The organism is Luteimonas sp. TWI662, from assembly GCF_039673825.1.
GTDB lineage: Bacteria > Pseudomonadota > Gammaproteobacteria > Xanthomonadales > Xanthomonadaceae > Luteimonas.
On sequence record NZ_JBDJMI010000035.1, the window covers coordinates 1 to 15227 of the forward strand.

General features: G+C 69.6%; 17 protein-coding genes and 1 pseudogene. 12 read left to right on the top strand and 6 right to left on the bottom strand.

Going from position 1 to position 15227, the window contains the following annotated elements; all coding sequences use genetic code 11:
• Both ABE488_RS16685 and ABE488_RS16690 read left to right on the top strand, forming a co-directional pair.
• A pseudogene (locus tag ABE488_RS16685) lies at positions 1-703 on the top strand (sugar isomerase); the annotation flags it as partial.
• The gene (locus ABE488_RS16690; RefSeq protein WP_346449519.1) at positions 700-1665 is read left to right on the top strand and encodes a BadF/BadG/BcrA/BcrD ATPase family protein; all 966 of its coding nucleotides are present in this window, start codon (positions 700-702) and stop codon (positions 1663-1665) included. The pseudogene ABE488_RS16685 and the gene ABE488_RS16690, both read left to right, overlap by 4 nt.
• A gap of 39 nt (positions 1666-1704) precedes the next feature.
• Here the strand turns inward: ABE488_RS16690 and ABE488_RS16695 are convergent, their stop codons facing one another.
• Positions 1705-2532 (bottom strand): plasmid replication/partition related protein, encoded by an 828-nt coding sequence (locus tag ABE488_RS16695; protein ID WP_346449520.1) that lies wholly within the window; start codon positions 2530-2532, stop codon positions 1705-1707.
• A 157-nt stretch (positions 2533-2689) separates the two neighbouring features.
• On the opposite strand from ABE488_RS16695, the gene ABE488_RS16700 reads away from it, so the two are divergent.
• Positions 2690-3973 (top strand): acyltransferase family protein, encoded by a 1284-nt coding sequence (locus ABE488_RS16700; protein ID WP_346449521.1) that lies wholly within the window; start codon positions 2690-2692, stop codon positions 3971-3973.
• A gap of 7 nt (positions 3974-3980) precedes the next feature.
• Here the strand turns inward: ABE488_RS16700 and ABE488_RS16705 are convergent, their stop codons facing one another.
• Positions 3981-4943: a DMT family transporter gene (locus ABE488_RS16705; RefSeq protein WP_346446291.1), complete on the bottom strand. Its 963-nt coding sequence runs from the start codon at positions 4941-4943 to the stop codon at positions 3981-3983.
• A gap of 85 nt (positions 4944-5028) precedes the next feature.
• Positions 5029-5772 (bottom strand): AraC family transcriptional regulator, encoded by a 744-nt coding sequence (locus ABE488_RS16710; protein ID WP_346449522.1) that lies wholly within the window; start codon positions 5770-5772, stop codon positions 5029-5031.
• 261 nt (positions 5773-6033) lie between these two features.
• On the opposite strand from ABE488_RS16710, the gene ABE488_RS16715 reads away from it, so the two are divergent.
• Positions 6034-6714, top strand: a complete 681-nt coding sequence (locus ABE488_RS16715; protein ID WP_346449524.1) for a DUF4142 domain-containing protein — start codon at positions 6034-6036, stop codon at positions 6712-6714.
• Positions 6715-6883: 169 nt separating this feature from the next.
• On the opposite strand, the gene ABE488_RS16720 is transcribed toward ABE488_RS16715, so the two are convergent.
• Complete coding sequence (locus tag ABE488_RS16720) at positions 6884-7444, bottom strand: DUF488 domain-containing protein (RefSeq protein ID WP_346449526.1); 561 nt, start codon at positions 7442-7444, stop codon at positions 6884-6886.
• Positions 7445-7682: 238 nt separating this feature from the next.
• Between ABE488_RS16720 and ABE488_RS16725 the strand changes: the two genes are divergently transcribed.
• Positions 7683-8558, top strand: coding sequence for an aldo/keto reductase family oxidoreductase (locus tag ABE488_RS16725; protein ID WP_346449528.1), 876 nt, complete (start codon positions 7683-7685; stop codon positions 8556-8558).
• Positions 8559-8580: 22 nt separating this feature from the next.
• On the opposite strand, the gene ABE488_RS16730 is transcribed toward ABE488_RS16725, so the two are convergent.
• Together ABE488_RS16730 and ABE488_RS16735 are read right to left on the bottom strand one after the other, a co-directional pair.
• Positions 8581-9051: a YaiI/YqxD family protein gene (locus ABE488_RS16730; RefSeq protein WP_346449530.1), complete on the bottom strand. Its 471-nt coding sequence runs from the start codon at positions 9049-9051 to the stop codon at positions 8581-8583.
• Positions 9048-9191 (bottom strand): hypothetical protein, encoded by a 144-nt coding sequence (locus ABE488_RS16735; RefSeq protein ID WP_346445571.1) that lies wholly within the window; start codon positions 9189-9191, stop codon positions 9048-9050. The genes ABE488_RS16730 and ABE488_RS16735 overlap by 4 nt, the downstream gene beginning before the upstream one ends.
• 320 nt (positions 9192-9511) lie before the next feature.
• Between ABE488_RS16735 and ccoN the strand changes: the two genes are divergently transcribed.
• From ccoN to ABE488_RS16770, 7 genes are all read left to right on the top strand, one after another.
• Complete coding sequence (ccoN, locus tag ABE488_RS16740; RefSeq protein ID WP_346449532.1) at positions 9512-10990, top strand: cytochrome-c oxidase, cbb3-type subunit I; 1479 nt, start codon at positions 9512-9514, stop codon at positions 10988-10990.
• The gene (gene ccoO, locus ABE488_RS16745; RefSeq protein ID WP_346445573.1) at positions 10987-11622 is read left to right on the top strand and encodes a cytochrome-c oxidase, cbb3-type subunit II; all 636 of its coding nucleotides are present in this window, start codon (positions 10987-10989) and stop codon (positions 11620-11622) included. The genes ccoN and ccoO overlap by 4 nt, the downstream gene beginning before the upstream one ends.
• The gene (locus tag ABE488_RS16750) at positions 11619-11759 is read left to right on the top strand and encodes a CcoQ/FixQ family Cbb3-type cytochrome c oxidase assembly chaperone (protein WP_183425495.1); all 141 of its coding nucleotides are present in this window, start codon (positions 11619-11621) and stop codon (positions 11757-11759) included. The genes ccoO and ABE488_RS16750 overlap by 4 nt, the downstream gene beginning before the upstream one ends.
• Positions 11756-12697 (top strand): cytochrome-c oxidase, cbb3-type subunit III, encoded by a 942-nt coding sequence (gene ccoP / locus ABE488_RS16755; protein WP_346449534.1) that lies wholly within the window; start codon positions 11756-11758, stop codon positions 12695-12697. Before ABE488_RS16750 ends, ccoP begins: the two co-directional genes overlap by 4 nt.
• The gene (locus ABE488_RS16760) at positions 12694-12990 is read left to right on the top strand and encodes a hypothetical protein (protein WP_346445575.1); all 297 of its coding nucleotides are present in this window, start codon (positions 12694-12696) and stop codon (positions 12988-12990) included. The genes ccoP and ABE488_RS16760 overlap by 4 nt, the downstream gene beginning before the upstream one ends.
• A 193-nt stretch (positions 12991-13183) precedes the next feature.
• Entirely contained in the window at positions 13184-14728 is a 1545-nt protein-coding gene (locus ABE488_RS16765) for a 4Fe-4S dicluster domain-containing protein (RefSeq protein ID WP_346445576.1), read from the top strand.
• Complete coding sequence (locus ABE488_RS16770) at positions 14728-15225, top strand: FixH family protein (RefSeq protein WP_346449536.1); 498 nt, start codon at positions 14728-14730, stop codon at positions 15223-15225. Before ABE488_RS16765 ends, ABE488_RS16770 begins: the two co-directional genes overlap by 1 nt.
• The last annotated feature ends 2 nt before the right edge of the window (positions 15226-15227 follow it).

Consider the following 15227-nt stretch of genomic DNA (forward strand, 5'->3'; position numbering starts at 1 on the left):
CCGGGTCGCGGTGCGGCGGTCGATGACCCTGCTGCTGCCGCCCGAAACCCACGACGTCAGCTTCGCGATGACCTCGAGCTTCAGCTGCATGATGCTCGCGACGCTGGCCGCGCTAGGCGGGCCGCACGCCCTGGAGGCGCGCGTGCCCGCGATGGCGTCGGCCACCGAAGCCGTGCTGCAGCAGGCGCGCGGGCTGACCCAGGAACTGGCGCTGTGCGGGTTCGAGCGCGTGGTGTATCTGGGCAGCGCACTGTTCAAGGGCCTGGCGCGCGAGGCCGCGCTCAAGCTGGGCGAACTGACCAACGGCGCGATCGCGACCTGCTTCGAATCGCCGATGGGTTTCCGCCACGGCCCCAAGACCTTCGTCACCGCACGCACGCTGGTGGTGGTGTTCGTGTCCAACGACCCGCTGACCCGGCGCTACGATCTCGACCTGCTCGATGAACTGCGCGGCGATGGCGTGGCCGCGCGCGTGATCGAGGTCACCGCCGCCGACCCGCATGGCCCGGCGCGCGATGCGGTGCGCGTGACCGGACTCGCGCGCGCCCACGATCTCGACCTGCTGTGGCCCTATGTCGCGGCGGCGCAGCTGTTCGCGTTCCACGCCTCGCGGGCGCTGGGCGTGCGGCCCGACAGCCCGAATGCGCAGGGCACGGTGAACCGTGTCGTCCAGGGCGTGCGCTTGTACCCGCTGGTGCCATGAGCGGCGCGGCCTACTATCTGGGCGTCGATGGCGGCGGCACCAAGACCCGCTTCGTGCTGCTCGATGCCGAAGGCGGCGTGCGCGCCGAGGTCCAGCGCGGCACCGCCTATCACCCGCAGATCGGCCTCGACGGCGTGCGTGCGCTGCTGGCCGACGGCATCGACGCGGTCACGCAGCAGGCGCAGGCGACGCCGGACGCGATCGCCTATGCGTTCTTCGGGCTGCCGGCGCACGGCGAAGACGGCGCGGCCACGCCGCAGCTCGATGCGATACCCGAAGCGCTGCTCGGCCACCGGCGGTATCGCTGTGGCAACGACATGGTCTGTGGCTGGGCGGGATCGCTGGCCTGCGCGGACGGCATCAACATCGTCGCGGGCACCGGCTCGATTGCCTACGGCCAGCGGCAGGGGCGCGAGGCGCGCGCCGGTGGCTGGGGCGAGGTGTTTTCCGACGAGGGCTCGGCGTACTGGATCGCGGTCCAGGGCCTCAACGCCTTCTCGCGCATGAGCGATGGACGGCTGCCGCGCGGGCCCTTGGATGCGGCGCTGCGTGCGCATTTCGAGCTCGCCGACGACCTCGACCTGTGCGCGCGGGTGTACGGCGCGCAGGCCTTGACGCGCGACCGGATCGCGCAGCTGTCGTTGCAGGTCGCCCAGGCGGCCGAGGCCGGCGACGACGTGGCGCGCGCGATCTTCGAACGGGCGGGGCAGGAACTGGCCGCGATCGTCGATGCGGTACGCCGCGCGCTCGATTTCGGCGACCACGGCCCGGTGCCGGTGACCTGCTCGGGCGGTGCCTTCGGGGCGGGCGCGCTGCTGCAGGCGCCGCTGGCAGCGGCCTTGCACGCGACCGGCATCGACTTCGAACTGCGGGCACCCCGCTACGCGCCGCATCACGGCGCGGCGCTGTATGCGATGCGGCTGGCCGGGCACCCGTTGCCCGGCACGGTCACGGCCGCCTGAGCCGGCGGCCGCAAAGCGCGTCGGCGCCGGCCGCGGCGGTCAGCTGCGCAGGCGCAGCAACTGCGCCTGCAGCGTCTCGACCTGGGCGCGCAGTTGCGCGTTCTCGCGTTCGAGTGCGTCGACGCGCCGCTGCAGTGCGCGCGTGTCGGGAGGGGCGTCGCCCTCGGCGGTCTCGCCGTCCTCGCCCTCGCGGGGCGTGCGCGGGCGCTTCTTCGCATCGCGCGCACGCTTGGCAGCCTGCTTGAGCTCGGCCTTGCCGGCCTGCGCCGCGCTGCGTTGCTCCTCCTCGGGCAGGCTGGCGACCGCGGCGGCGGCGCTGATCGAGATCTCGCCGGCCTTCAGGGCCTCGACCACCTCCGGTGTCGCCTGGGCGTGGATGCGCTCGATCATCATCACCTGGTTGGCGCTGAGCCGGGCTTCGCGCGCCAGATCGGCGCGGGTGGCGGGCACGGGGGTGTCGTCCCACGGCGGTCGGTCCTCGTCCTCGGGCGCGTCGGCTGCGTCGTCGCTCGCGTGCGGTGGCGATTCGAGCCGGGCCTGCTGGCGCGCCTCCAGGATCGTGCGCTTGCGTAGCGCGAGCACCCCGCGCTGGTAGTCCGACACGCTGCGCCGGCCCAGGTGCTGCTCGATCATCCACAGGTGGACATCGTCCATCGACTTGAAACGGGTGTTCTGCACCGTCTCGAATGGGATGCCGTGCTTCTGGCAGATGCCGTAGCGGTTGTGGCCATCGACGAGCACGTTGCCCCACAGCACCAGCGCGTCGCGGCAGCCTTCTGCGAGCAGGCTGCGCTCCAGCGCCTCGTGCTCGTCGGGTGTCAGCGGATCGATGTAGGCCTTCAGGGCGTCGACGACGACGATGTTCATGCAGCTCCAGGGCGACGGGGGGCGCGCATTGTAGGCGGCGTGCCCGGCGCCGGGCACCGGATGCGTCCGCTCGCTCTGCTCAGGGCCGGCATGACGCCCCGCGCCACGGCGTCTGGGTAAGCTCGTCGGCGTGCCGAACCCAGGATCTGCGCCACCGATGACGCCGTCTTCCCGCGACCCGTACCCCGATGCGCTGCGCGCCGGCGCCCTGCTGCTGGTCGTGTTCGGGCATTGGATCGCGACCTTGCCGCGCATGGCGGACGGCGTGCTGGTCGACACCGGGCACCTGCTCGCGGCCTGGGACGCGGCCGGCTGGCTGACCTGGATCGTGCAGGTCGTGCCGCTGTTCGTGTTCGTCTCGGCGGCGGTCAGCGCCAACAGCGTGGCCCGTCGCGCGGCGCAGGGCGCGCAGATGCCCTGGTGGGCGGGGCGGGCGCTCGGGCTGGCGCGGCCGACGCTGACCTACCTGGTGGTGCTTGCCGCGATCGCGATGCTCTCATGGCTGTCGGGCGGTCATCTGCTGGCGGTGTTCGACCGCTCGCTGACGATCCACCTGTGGTTCCTGCTGATGCTGCTCACGGTGCAGGCGCTGCTGCCCTGGAGCCTGCGCCTGGATGCGCGCCTGGGCCTGGGCGCGGTCGCCGGGCTGGTCGTCGTGGCCGGCGTTCTCGACATGATCCGTGCCGGGGCGACATCGGCCGGTGCGCTGCGCACACTCGGTCAGCTGGCGACCGAGCGGCCGGCCGGCATCGCCTGGCTCAACATGCTGGTGGTGTGGCTGATCCCGCAGCAGTTGGGCATCGCGTGGAAGCGCGGACGCTTCCGCGGCCCAGCGACCGGTGCCGGCCTGCTGCTGCTCGGCGCCGTCTGGCTGGCGCTGGCGATCGCCGCCGGCTATCCGGTCGCGATGGTCGGTGTGACGCTGGCCGGCAACAACATGCTGCCGCCCACGCTGGCGCTGATCGGGGTGATGTGGCTGCAGGTGGGCCTGGTGCTCCTATGCGAGCCGCTGGCGCGGCGGGTGCTCGCGGGCCGCGCACCGGCGAAGGCGATCGCGGTGCTCGGCGCGCTCGGCATGCCGCTGTACCTGTGGCACAAGCTCGCCGAGCTGCCGGCCGCCTGGCTGGGCGAACGACTGGGCTTGCCGATCGATGCCGGGTTGCCCGGCGCGCCGGGCTTCTGGCTCGGGCGCGCAGGCTGGATCGCGCTGTGCCTGGTGGTGGTCGCGCCGCTGGTTGCCCTGGTCGTGCGTTTCGAACTGCGGCGCGACCGTGACGTCCCGGCGACCGATCGCCGCGTCGATGTTGTGCTCGGCGGCCTGGCGCTGTACGTCGGTCTGGGTGCGGCGCTGGCCCTGGGCGCGTGGCCGGGCGCCGCGATCGGAATGGTCGCCGTGGCCCTGGCGTCCTGGCGCCTGCGGCGACGCGGCGACCGGCGTTGAGCCCGGCTCAGCGAGCGGGTGCGTCGCCGATCGCGGCCGGCGGCGCCCGGTGTGTGGCCAGGCACGTGACCACGCTCAGCGCCACCAGCACGAACGCGATGGCCTCCAGCAGCGTGGGCAGGCGGCGTTCCCAGACAAAGCCGTAGAGCAGGGCGAACAGCGTTTCGAACAGGATCATCTGGCCGACCAGGGTCAGCGGCAGCAGCCGGCTCATGCGGTTCCACAGTGCGTTGCCGATCATCGACGCCAGCAAGGCCACGCCGGCCGACACCCCGATCAGCAGCGCCCAGGCCGAGGACGGTTGGGGCACGCGGGGCAGGGCCCAGGCCAACGGCAACAGCAGGGCGGTCAAGCCGCAGGTGACCACGCCGGTGAGCAGGTTCCACTCGTGGACGGTGATGTGCTGTAGACGGGCCAGCCAACGCGCATTGTGCACCGCAAAGCAGGTCCACGCGGCCAGCGCGCCCACACCGCAAGCCAGCCCGAGCAACTGTCGCCCGACCGTGTCCGCCGCGGGCATCGCCAGCGCCTGCCAGCCGATGCACAGCACGCCGGCTGCGGCCAGCAGCAGCGAGGGCGCGAGCCGGCGCAGCGGTACCGCGTCCCGGTCGCGGCTGCCGACCAGGGTGACGGCGACCGGCAAAAAGCCGATGACCAGCGAGGTCATCGCGATGCCGCCCAACTGCACGGCGCTTGCCAGCAGCAGGTAGTACAGAACGTTGCCGGTGAGTGCCAGCCACACCAGCCCCCGCCATTCGCGGCGGCCGAGCAGGCCGACCAGCCGGGTCCAGTGCGGAGCGATCAGCAGGATCGAGAACAGGCCATAGAACAGATAGCGGCCGATGGTCAGGTCCAGTGGCCGGAAGTCGCGGACCAGCGCCGGCGCCAGGAAGACCAGGCCCCACAGCGCACCTGCGCCGATGCCGCAGGCGACGCCGGCAAGCGTGTCGTGTCGAGGGCTGGCACGCATCGAGTCCATGCGCCGCACGATAGGCAGGATCGACAGCGCCGTCTTGACCCGGTCTCGCGTCGTTGTGGTCCTGCACTCGCGTCTTTCAGCGGCGCGCCTGGCGGCGCGCCTGCGCGGGCGTCTGCCCGTCTGCGCGAAGCATCGCACGGGTCAGCGCGCTCTGGTCGGCGTAACCGCAGCGGTAGGCGATCTCGGCGATCGGCAGCGCGGTCCGCGTGAGCAGGTCGCGGGCCCGCGCGAGTCGCAGGGACGACAGCCAGGCGCGTGGCGTGGTGCCCAGTTCCTGCTGGAACAGCGCGTGCAGACGACTGGCGCTCACGCCGACCTGCGCGGCCATCGTCTCGGCGGTCCAACCGCGCGCCGGCTGCGCCTCGACCATCGCCAGCAACGGCGCGAGCCGGGCGCTCGGCTGCGGCGACTCGCCGAGCAGGGTGTCGAGCAGCAGCGGGATCCATAGCCGGAGGCGGTGCGCGGACACGCCGCCGCGCAGGGTCAGCGCTTCCATGTAGTCGATCAGGCTGCGCGCTTCGGGGCCGAGCGCGACGTAGGGCCGACGCGCCAGGCAGTCGGCGATGCGCGGGTCGAGCTCGCTGGTGTGCAGGTCGAGGATGATCGAACGATTCGCAGCGTCGCCGATCTGATCGTGACAGGCGCCGGCCTCGACGAAGGCGCCGAGGCTGCGGTCGAGCTGGGCGCCGGCACCGGCGATGTCCATGTGCAGCCGGCCGTCGAGCGGCAGCACGATCTGTGCGAAGTCATGGCGATCGACCTGGCTGACCGTGCCGTAGGCGCGGATGGCGATCGGCGAGGGGGGAGGGGAGGCGGCCATGGCGATGCGGGAGGCGGGACGGGCGATGCTAGCGCAGCGCGCCATGCAGGGCGGATGGGCGCGGGTCGTCGCGAGGCTGCGCGGGCGACACGGGCGACACAGGCGTGGGGCAGCGTGATCCGTGGACCTTGCGGCGCGACATGAACGGGACCGGGACGAGCGTGTGGGAAGAAAGTGCCTTGGCAACAGTCCGGGGCTTCACCGCCTGCGGCGGGCGCGGCGCCCAGCATCGCGTTTCCTGACCTGTTACGGAGTGCGACCATGAATCTTCGTCCGACCCTGCTGGTGGCCTCGCTCGCGTTCGCGCTGTCGGCATGCGGCGACCGTACCGACGATCGTCAGGCGGCCGCCACACCGGCAACGCCGCCCGCGTCCGCGCCGACCGCCGACGACGGCGCGGCGATGCGCACAGGCCCGACCGACACGATGGCCCCCGGCGACACCCGGACCGGCGCCGCGACTGCGCTGGCGGCGGCTGATCGCAAGGCGCTGCTCACGGTGATCGAGGTCGATCGCCACGAGATCGCGGCCGCGCAGGATGCATTGAAGAAGGGCGTCGGTGAGCGCGCGCAAGCGTACGCCGAGCAACTGCGCACCGACCACGAACGCAGCATGCAGGCCACGCAGGCGATGCTCGACGGCACCCACGAGGGCGCAGGTGCATCGCCGCAGGCGGCAGTGGCCGAGGATCCGGCGCTGGCCGCCGAGCGCCGCCAGCACGACACCGAGCGCCAGCGCCTGGAGGGGCTCAATGGCGAGGCGTTCGAGGCTGCGTGGATCGACGCGATGATCAAGGGCCACCAGGCGGCGCTGGACAAGCTCGATCGCGAGCTGATCCCGCAGGCCAGTGCGGCGGACGTGCGCAGTCACCTGGAGCGCACGCGCGAGACGATCGCCGGCCACCTCGAGCGCGCGCAGGCCTTGCAGGCGCCTGCGTCCTGAGTTCGATCACCGAGGAAGATGGGGCGATGCGCGCGTCGTCCCCATCCCAACCCTCAACCCGTGAAGGGCGCAATGCTCCGCACGCGGGGAGGGGGCTCGCAAGCACAGGTCCTAGCTTCCCACGTGCGGGGAGGTCGGCGCGCTTGCCGCGCCGGGTGGGGGCGGCGTTCTACACCTCCCGCCCGAACAGGTCGTCCTGCGACGGCGCTGGCGCACTGTAGTCCAGCCGGCCGTCGACGATGCGTGCGGCCGCGGTCCAGGGATGCGGCTGCGATTGTCCCGGTGCCATCAGATGCACCACCTCCCAGCCGCGGGCCTTGAAGTCGTCGGCGATCAGGCTGCGATGGCAACGCCACCACATGGCCTCGGCGCACATGCAGGCGGTGCGCTCGGCGTGCGCGAGGTCCATCAGCTGCGCGCGCGCCTGGGCGTACTCGGCCGTCTCCATGTAGTCGGCGTAGCCGCGGAAACCCGCGTTGCGCCAGGCGGTGTGCGGCGAGTCGCGACGTGCCCGGCGCCGACCGCCCAGCTCGGGCATCGGCACGAAGGCGATGCCCGCCTCGGGCAGGCTGTGCATGAGCGACTGCGCGGCAAAGTGCGGATAGCGGCGCGAGCCGGGATGGCGACGCACGTCGACCAGCGTGGTGATGCCGTCGGCGCGCAACAGGTCGATGAAGACCTCGAACGGTCGCGTCGAGTGGCCGATCGTCCACAGGCGGGGCGTGTGCATGCAGGCAGGCTAATGCTGCGAGCGTGGAGAGCGTGCGCAGTCCATCGATCCGTCGGCCGGCAAGCGAACGGGCATGCGGCCACCCGCGTCACGACCGAACCGGCGGACGTCCGTGCCGGTGCCGACACCGGGCTGCACGGCTTGTTCGAACGGCTGCAGCGCGAGCACCACGAGCGCTATCGAGTCGCCGAGTACGTCTGCCGGCGCATACTGGCGCCTTCCGACCCGAGAGTGCCGCATGCCCCCGATCGCCAATGCCGATACGTTCCGCCTGGGCGATCGCCGCGTGAAGCGGCTGGGCTATGGCGCGATGCAACTCGCCGGTCCCGGTGTGTTCGGACCGCCGAAGGACCACGCCGCCGCCCTTGCGGTGCTGCGCGAGGCGGTCGCGTTGGGCGTCGACCACATCGACACCAGCGATTTCTACGGCCCGCACATGACCAATCGGCTCATTCGCGAGGCGCTGCACCCCTATGCCGGCGATCTGACGATCGTGACCAAGATCGGTGCCCGCCGCGACGACGATGCCGCCTGGCTGCCCGCGTTCTCGCCGCAGGCGTTGCGCCAAGCGGTGCACGACAACCTGCGCAACCTCGGCCTCGACGTACTGGATGTGGTCAACCTGCGGATCATGTTCTCCGCGCACGGCCCGGCGGAAGGCTCGATCGAGGCGCCGCTCGCGGTGCTGGCCGATCTGCAGCGACAAGGGCTGGTGCGCCACATCGGCCTGAGCAACGTCACCGCGACCCAGGTGGCGCAGGCGCGGGAGATGGTCGAGGTGGTGTGCGTGCAGAACCTGTACAACATCGCGCACCGCAACGACGATGCGCTGATCGATACGCTGGCCACCGACGGCATCGCCTACGTACCGTTCTTCCCATTGGGTGGATTCATGCCGCTGCAATCATCCGCGCTGTCGACAGTCGCCCACGACCTGGGCGCGACGCCGATGCAGGTCGCACTGGCGTGGTTGCTGCGCCGCGCGCCCAATCTGCTGTTGATCCCCGGCACGTCATCGCTCGCGCATCTGCGCGAGAACCTGGCCGCCGCGGCCCTGGTGCTGCCGGCGGCGGCGATCGCGACCCTGGACGGCATCGCCGCCGGTTCGGCGTAGCCGATCCTGGCAGCCAGGCCGGTCAGCGCTGCCTGGCCAGCCACCGATCGAGCTGGCCGGCGAACGCCTGACGATCCCGGGCGTGAAACGCGGTCGGTCCACCGGTCTGCACACCGGCGCCGCGCAGCTCGTCCATGAAGTCGCGGATCGACAGCCGCTCGGCGATGCTGTCGGGCGAGAACGGCTGGCCGCGCGGATCGATGGCCTGCGCACCCAGCGCGAGCACCCGGGCGGCCAGCGGGATGTCCTGGGTCACCACCAGATCGCCGGCCGCGACGCGGGCGACGATGGCATCGTCAGCGGCATCCGGGCCACCTTCGACCTGAAGGGCGCGCACATGGCGCGAGGGTGGGGTGCGCAGCCATTGGTTGGCGACCAGCGTGACCGCGACCTGGGCGCGGTCGGCGGCGCGGAACAGGATGTCCTTGACCGGGCCCGGGCAGGCATCGGCATCGACCCAGATCCGCGCGGGACCCGTGGCCGGCGTGGTCACTCGGCGGCGTCGGACGCTGCCGGCGTATCGGTGCGGCTCGCCTCGCGCTCGGCGCGCTTCTTGGCGTCCTTCTCGTCTTTCTTCTTCTTCTTGGCGAGTTCGCGCTGGCGTTTTTCGAACGAATAGTTGGGCTTTGCCATGGGGCCTTCGAGGTTGGGCGAACCCCCAGTGTACCGCCCCGCCCAAAACCGGGGTCAGAGTGCACTGCTCGGTCAGCGAGAAATGCACTCTGACCCCGGTTCTGGTTTTGGGGCTGGGTGCGCTGATCGGTCGCAGCGGGGGCGGCTATGGCGGACCGGCAAATGAATGGCCGACTGCCTATGATGGGCGTGTTCATGCCTCCCGACTGCCGGGCCATGGACGGGAGGGCACACCGATCGCCAGGGGGCCTTGATCGAGATCAAGGTGAAGCGACATCACGGGCGCCTAACATTCCTCTATCCAAGAAAGGGGGCGGCGAATGCACGCCATGACTGAAACCTATAACGACAAAGTAGTCCGCCAGTTCGCGGTGATGACCGTGGTCTGGGGCATCGTGGGCATGCTGGTGGGGGTGATCATCGCCGCCCAGCTCTACGCGCCTGCGCTGAACTTCGAGATTCCGTGGCTGAGCTACGGTCGTCTGCGCCCGCTGCACACCAACGCGGTGATCTTCGCGTTCGGTGGCTGCGCCCTGTTCGCGACCAGCCTGCATGTGGTCCAGCGCACCTGCCATGTGCGCTTGCTGTCCGACAAGCTGGCCGCCTTCGTGTTCTGGGGCTGGCAGGCGGTCATCGTCGCTGCGGCAATCACCCTGCCGCTGGGCCTGACCCAGGGCAAGGAGTACGCCGAGCTCGAATGGCCGATCGACCTGCTGATCACCGTGGTCTGGGTCGCCTACGCGGTGCTCTACCTGGGCACGATCGCCAAGCGGCGGGTCAAGCACATCTATGTGGCCAACTGGTTCTTCGCGGCGTTCATCATCGCCGTGGCGCTGCTGCATATCGTCAACAACATCGCAATTCCGGTCGGCCCGCTGAAGTCCTACCCGGTCTACAGCGGCGCGGTCGATGCGATGGTGCAGTGGTGGTACGGCCATAACGCGGTCGGCTTCTTCCTGACCGCCGGCTTCCTGGGCATGATGTACTACTACGTGCCCAAGCAGGCCGGTCGCCCGATCTACTCCTACCGCCTGTCGATCGTGCACTTCTGGGCGCTGATCGCCGTCTACATGTGGGCCGGTCCGCACCACCTGCAGTACACCGCGCTGCCGGACTGGGCGCAGTCGCTGGGCATGGTGTTCTCGCTGATCCTGCTGGCCCCCAGCTGGGGCGGCGCGATCAACGGCGTGATGACGCTCTCGGGGGTGTGGCACAAGCTGCGGACCGACCCGATCCTCAAGTTCCTGATCGTCGCGATCTCGTTCTACATGATCGCCACGTTCGAGGGACCGATGATGTCGATCAAGACGGTCAACTCGCTCTCGCACTACACCGACTGGACCGTGGGCCACGTGCACGCCGGTGCGCTGGGCTGGGTGGCGATGATCTCCATCGGCTCGATCTACGCGTTGATGCCGCGCCTGCTGGGCCTCAAGGAGATGTACTCGACCAAGTGGATCGACCTGCATTTCTGGCTGCACACCGTCGGCGTGGTGCTCTATATCGCCTCGATGTGGATCGCCGGCGTCATGCAGGGCCTGATGTGGCGCGCCACCAATGAGGACGGCACGCTGACCTACAGCTTCGTCGAAGGCCTCAACGCCACCTATCCGTACTACCTGGTGCGTCTGCTGGGCGGCATCGTCGTCCTGTCGGGCATGCTGCTGATGGCCTACAACTTCTGGAAGACCTACCGCCAGAGCCAGGTCGTCACGGCCGACCAGCCGGTGCTTCCGCCCGACATCTCCCACAACCCCGCCCCGGTGGCCGCGCAGGTCTCCGCAGGAGGCCAGGCATGAGCGGCGAGAACAAGAACGCGCACGAGAAGGTCGAAAAGAACGTCGGTCTGATGGCCGTGCTGATCGCGGTGGCAGTGTCGTTCGGCGGCCTGGCCGAGATCGTGCCGCTGATGTACCAGGCCGAGGCGATCGAGCCGCTGCCGGGCGTGGAACCGTACCCGGCGCTGGAGTTGGCCGGACGCGACGTGTATGTCCGCGAGGGCTGCTACAACTGCCACTCGCAGATGGTGCGCACGCTGCGCTTCGAGTCCGAGCGCTATGGCCACTACTCGCTGGCCGGCGAGTCGGTCTACGACCGGCCGTTCCAGTGGGGCAGCAAACGGACCGGGCCGGATCTGGCCCGTGTCGGTGGCCGCTACTCCGACGACTGGCACCGGGTGCACTTGAACAACCCGCGCGACGTGGTGCCCGAGTCGAACATGCCGGCCTATTCGTGGCTGGCCAAGGCCACGCTCGACGGCGAACAGGTCAGCCGTCGCATGCAGGCCCTGCAGCGCCTGGGCGATCCCTACACCGACGAGCAGGTGGCGCAGGCCGCCGAGGACGTCTCGGGCAAGACCGAACTCGATGCCGTGGTCGCCTACCTGCAAGGCCTCGGCCGCCACGCCCCCAAGGGAGGGGACAGCCAATGATTTCCGGAATCGTCACCGCGATCCTGCTGCTGTGCTTCATCAGCGGCTGGGTCTGGGCGTGGAGCCCGAAGCGCAAAACCGAATTCGAGGCAGCCGCGCAGCTGCCGCTGGACGATGACGAGGAGCAGGGGTCATGAGCAACGCTTGGTCGTGGTATGTCATCGCCATCGTGGCGGTGAACATCGTCGGCTGCGTCTGGCTGCTGATCTGGACGTCGCGGCGCCGCCCCGGCGACCCGAAGCCCGATGACACCAGCCATGTCTGGGACGGCGACATCACCGAGTACAACAAGCCGCTGCCCAAGTGGTGGATCAACTTGTTCTACCTGACAGTGGTGTTCGCGATCGGCTACCTGATCTGGTACCCGGGCCTGGGCAACTTCGCGGGCACCAGCGGCTGGACGTCGGCGCGCGAGCATGATGCCGACAAGGCTCGCCGCGACGCCCAGCTCGAGGAGACGTTCGGCGCGTTCGCGGGCAAGCCCCTCGAGCAGTTGGCCGGCGACCCGCGGGCGATGGACCTGGGGCGTTCGATCTTCGTCAACACCTGTGCGGCCTGCCACGGCTCGACCGCGCAGGGCGCACCGGGCTACCCGAACCTGACCGACAATGTCTGGAACTGGGGCGGCGAGCCGGAGCGGATTCTCGAGACGGTGCTCGATGGCCGTCAGGGCATCATGCCGCCGCTGGGGTCGGTGCTGGCCGGGATCGGCGGCGATGTGGCGGTGACCCAGACGGTCGCCTATGTGCGGGCGCTGCGTTCGCCGGACCTGGAGCAGACGCTGAGCACCGACTACATGGCCGCGCGCGGCGAGCAGCATTTCCAGGGCCTGTGCGTGGCCTGCCACGGTGTCGACGGCAAGGGCAATCAGGCGCTGGGCGCTCCGAACCTCACCGCGCGCAACACCCTGTACCCGAACACGCTCGAGAGCATCCGGCAGACGATCAACGAAGGGCGGCACGGCGTCATGCCCGCGCATCGCGACCTGCTGGGCGAGACCCGCTCGCGCCTGGTTGCGGCCTATGTCTGGTCGTTGTCCAATCAGCCTGCAGCGGACACCACGGCACGCCAATGACGGATTTCACGGAACCGCGCTTCGACCACCCGCCACGTCCGCTGGCGCAGCGGGTAGGCGCGATTCTGTGGCCGAGCTTCTTTGCGGCGGGCGTGTGCACCATGGTGTTGTTCGCCTTCGTCGATCCCCTCGCGCTTCGCGACATGACCTTCCCCGATCTGCCGCTGTCGCGCGAGCTGGGATACACCCTCGGATTCTTCATGTTCTGGCTGGCGACTGCGGCCTCCAGCCTGTTCACATGGATCCTTCTGCGGCCTGCGAGCCGCTTCAACCGACCGTTGTCGCCGGACTGAGCCGGCGGCGATCGTCGACGCGGCGCGGCACCTGCGCGCTGCGACATCGGGTCGCATTCCGACGCCCTGACAGGGGCGGACAATAGCGTTCATCACCGAACGCGCACTGCGGTCGCACCCCTATCGGTAGCCAGATGAATCGCATCCAGCCCAAGTGTCCCTCGTCCATCGCACCGCATTCCGGAGCGACGACGTGAAGGGGTCGATCCCGCTCGAAGTCGTCGACGACGGCGGTTCTGTCTACCAGAGCGAGCGCAAGGTCTACCCGCGCGACGTGTCGGGCCGGCTCAACCGGCTGCGCGTGGCCGCGGTGTTCTGGCTGCTGGGCATGTTCTACCTGTTCCCCTGGCTGCGCTGGGATGGTCGTCAGGCGGTGCTGTTCGATCTGCCGGCGCGCAAGTTCCACGTCTTCGGTCTGACCTTCTGGCCGCAGGACTTCCTGTTCCTGGCACTGCTGCTGATCATCGCGGCGCTGGCGTTGTTCTTCTTCACCGCGCTCGCCGGGCGCCTGTTCTGTGGCTACGCCTGCCCGCAGACGGTGTGGACCGAGGTGTTCCTGTGGATGGAGCGCTGGACCGAGGGCGATCGCTCCAAACGCATGAAGCTCGACGCCGGTCCCTGGACCGGCGAGAAGGTGATGCGCAAGGGCGGCAAGCATCTGATCTGGGCGGTGTTCGCGCTGTGGACGGGCTTTACGTTCGTCGGCTTCTTCACCCCGATCACCGACCTGGGCGCGCGCGCGGCGACGCTGTCGTGGGGCGGCTGGGAAACGTTCTGGGTGTTGTTCTACGCCTTGGCCACCTGGGGCAATGCCGGCTTCCTGCGCGAGCAGGTCTGCAAGTACATGTGCCCCTATGCGCGCTTCCAGAGCGCGATGTTCGACCGCAATACCCTGATCATCGCCTACGACCCGATGCGCGGCGAGCCGCGCGGTCCGCGCAAGCGCGCCCTGGGTAGCGTGCTTGCCCGCGGTCGTGGCCTGCTCGACAAACTGGTGGCCTACGACTACGTGTTCCGCGCCGGGCGCCACCCATCGGCGGCCAGCCAGAACGCGCAGGCGCGCGGCACCATCACCTGGGACGGCGATCTGGGCACGATCGAACCGTTGCCCAAGTTCGCGCCCGAGGCGTTGGGCGACTGCATCGATTGCACGATCTGCGTGCAGGTCTGTCCGACCGGCATCGACATCCGCAATGGCCTGCAGTACGAGTGCATCGCCTGTGGTGCCTGCATCGACGCCTGCGACAGCGTCATGGACAAGATGGGCTATCCGCGTGGCCTGATCCGCTACTCCACGCAGAACGCGATCGACGGCAAGGCCACCAAGGTGCTGCGTCCGCGCATCTTCGTCTACGGCGCGCTGCTGGTGGCGCTGTGCGTGGCCTGGGCGGTCGGCGTGGGCACCCGCAGCGACCTGATCGTGGAAGTGCTGCGCGACCGCAATGCGCTGTACCGCGACGCCGGCGATGGCAGGACCGAGAACGCCTACACCCTCAAGCTGGTCAACAAGTCCGATGCGGCGCGCGAGTTCCGCATCCTGGTCGAATCCGCGACGCCGGGCATCGAACTGCGCGACAATGCCCACGCCGTGCCTGCGCGTGCGGAGGAGGTGGTCTCGTTCCCGCTGGTGCTGGTGGCGCCTGAACAGGTGCGGGGCCGCCACGAGGTGCGGTTCGTCGTCGAGTACGGCGACGGCAAGCGCCAGACAGTCGACAGCAGCTTCTTTGGACCGATGTGATGAATGACAGCAAGCGCCCGCTGTGGCAGATCCCGGTGATGTGGCTGGTCATCGGCCTGCCGCTGGCCTCCATCGTCGCCGGCGTGGGGCTGGTGGTCATCGCCACGCGTTCGGGCGGCGCCGATGTCGTCAACGATGAGGTGCGCCGCGTCTCGCAGATCCAGACCACCGATCTCGGCCCGGACGCGAAAGCGCGGCAGTTGGGTCTCAGTGCGATCGTGCGGATCGACGAGACGATGGTCGAGGCGATCCCGGCGACCGGCGAGTTCCCGCGCGAGGCGCGCTTGCAGTTGCGTCTGCAGCATCCGACCCAGTCGCAGGACGACCTGACGCTCGAGCTGGCACCGACGGACACCGGGTGGCGCTCGACCACGCCGATCGACGACGGCCATGACTGGATCGTGCAGCTGGCGCCCCTGGATGGGACCTGGCGCCTGCAAGGCCGCCTGCCCAAGCAACAGCACGCCGCCCGCCTGGCGCCGTCGCTGCAGCCCTGATG

What these genes read in the sequence shown, in the direction of transcription:
- ccoP (WP_346449534.1), top strand. Translation starts at nt 11,756, where the DNA reads ATGAGCAACGCTTGGTCGTGGTATGTCATCGCCATCGTGGCGGTGAAC.
- ccoN (WP_346449532.1), top strand. Translation starts at nt 9,512, where the DNA reads ATGCACGCCATGACTGAAACCTATAACGACAAAGTAGTCCGCCAGTTC.
- ccoO (WP_346445573.1), top strand. Translation starts at nt 10,987, where the DNA reads ATGAGCGGCGAGAACAAGAACGCGCACGAGAAGGTCGAAAAGAACGTC.
- ABE488_RS16695 (WP_346449520.1), bottom strand. Translation starts at nt 2,532, where the DNA reads ATGAACATCGTCGTCGTCGACGCCCTGAAGGCCTACATCGATCCGCTG.
- ABE488_RS16720 (WP_346449526.1), bottom strand. Translation starts at nt 7,444, where the DNA reads ATGCACACGCCCCGCCTGTGGACGATCGGCCACTCGACGCGACCGTTC.
- ABE488_RS16705 (WP_346446291.1), bottom strand. Translation starts at nt 4,943, where the DNA reads ATGCGTGCCAGCCCTCGACACGACACGCTTGCCGGCGTCGCCTGCGGC.
- ABE488_RS16690 (WP_346449519.1), top strand. Translation starts at nt 700, where the DNA reads ATGAGCGGCGCGGCCTACTATCTGGGCGTCGATGGCGGCGGCACCAAG.
- ABE488_RS16735 (WP_346445571.1), bottom strand. Translation starts at nt 9,191, where the DNA reads ATGGCAAAGCCCAACTATTCGTTCGAAAAACGCCAGCGCGAACTCGCC.
- ABE488_RS16710 (WP_346449522.1), bottom strand. Translation starts at nt 5,772, where the DNA reads ATGGCCGCCTCCCCTCCCCCCTCGCCGATCGCCATCCGCGCCTACGGC.
- ABE488_RS16700 (WP_346449521.1), top strand. Translation starts at nt 2,690, where the DNA reads ATGACGCCGTCTTCCCGCGACCCGTACCCCGATGCGCTGCGCGCCGGC.
- ABE488_RS16725 (WP_346449528.1), top strand. Translation starts at nt 7,683, where the DNA reads ATGCCCCCGATCGCCAATGCCGATACGTTCCGCCTGGGCGATCGCCGC.
- ABE488_RS16715 (WP_346449524.1), top strand. Translation starts at nt 6,034, where the DNA reads ATGAATCTTCGTCCGACCCTGCTGGTGGCCTCGCTCGCGTTCGCGCTG.
- ABE488_RS16760 (WP_346445575.1), top strand. Translation starts at nt 12,694, where the DNA reads ATGACGGATTTCACGGAACCGCGCTTCGACCACCCGCCACGTCCGCTG.
- ABE488_RS16750 (WP_183425495.1), top strand. Translation starts at nt 11,619, where the DNA reads ATGATTTCCGGAATCGTCACCGCGATCCTGCTGCTGTGCTTCATCAGC.
- ABE488_RS16770 (WP_346449536.1), top strand. Translation starts at nt 14,728, where the DNA reads ATGAATGACAGCAAGCGCCCGCTGTGGCAGATCCCGGTGATGTGGCTG.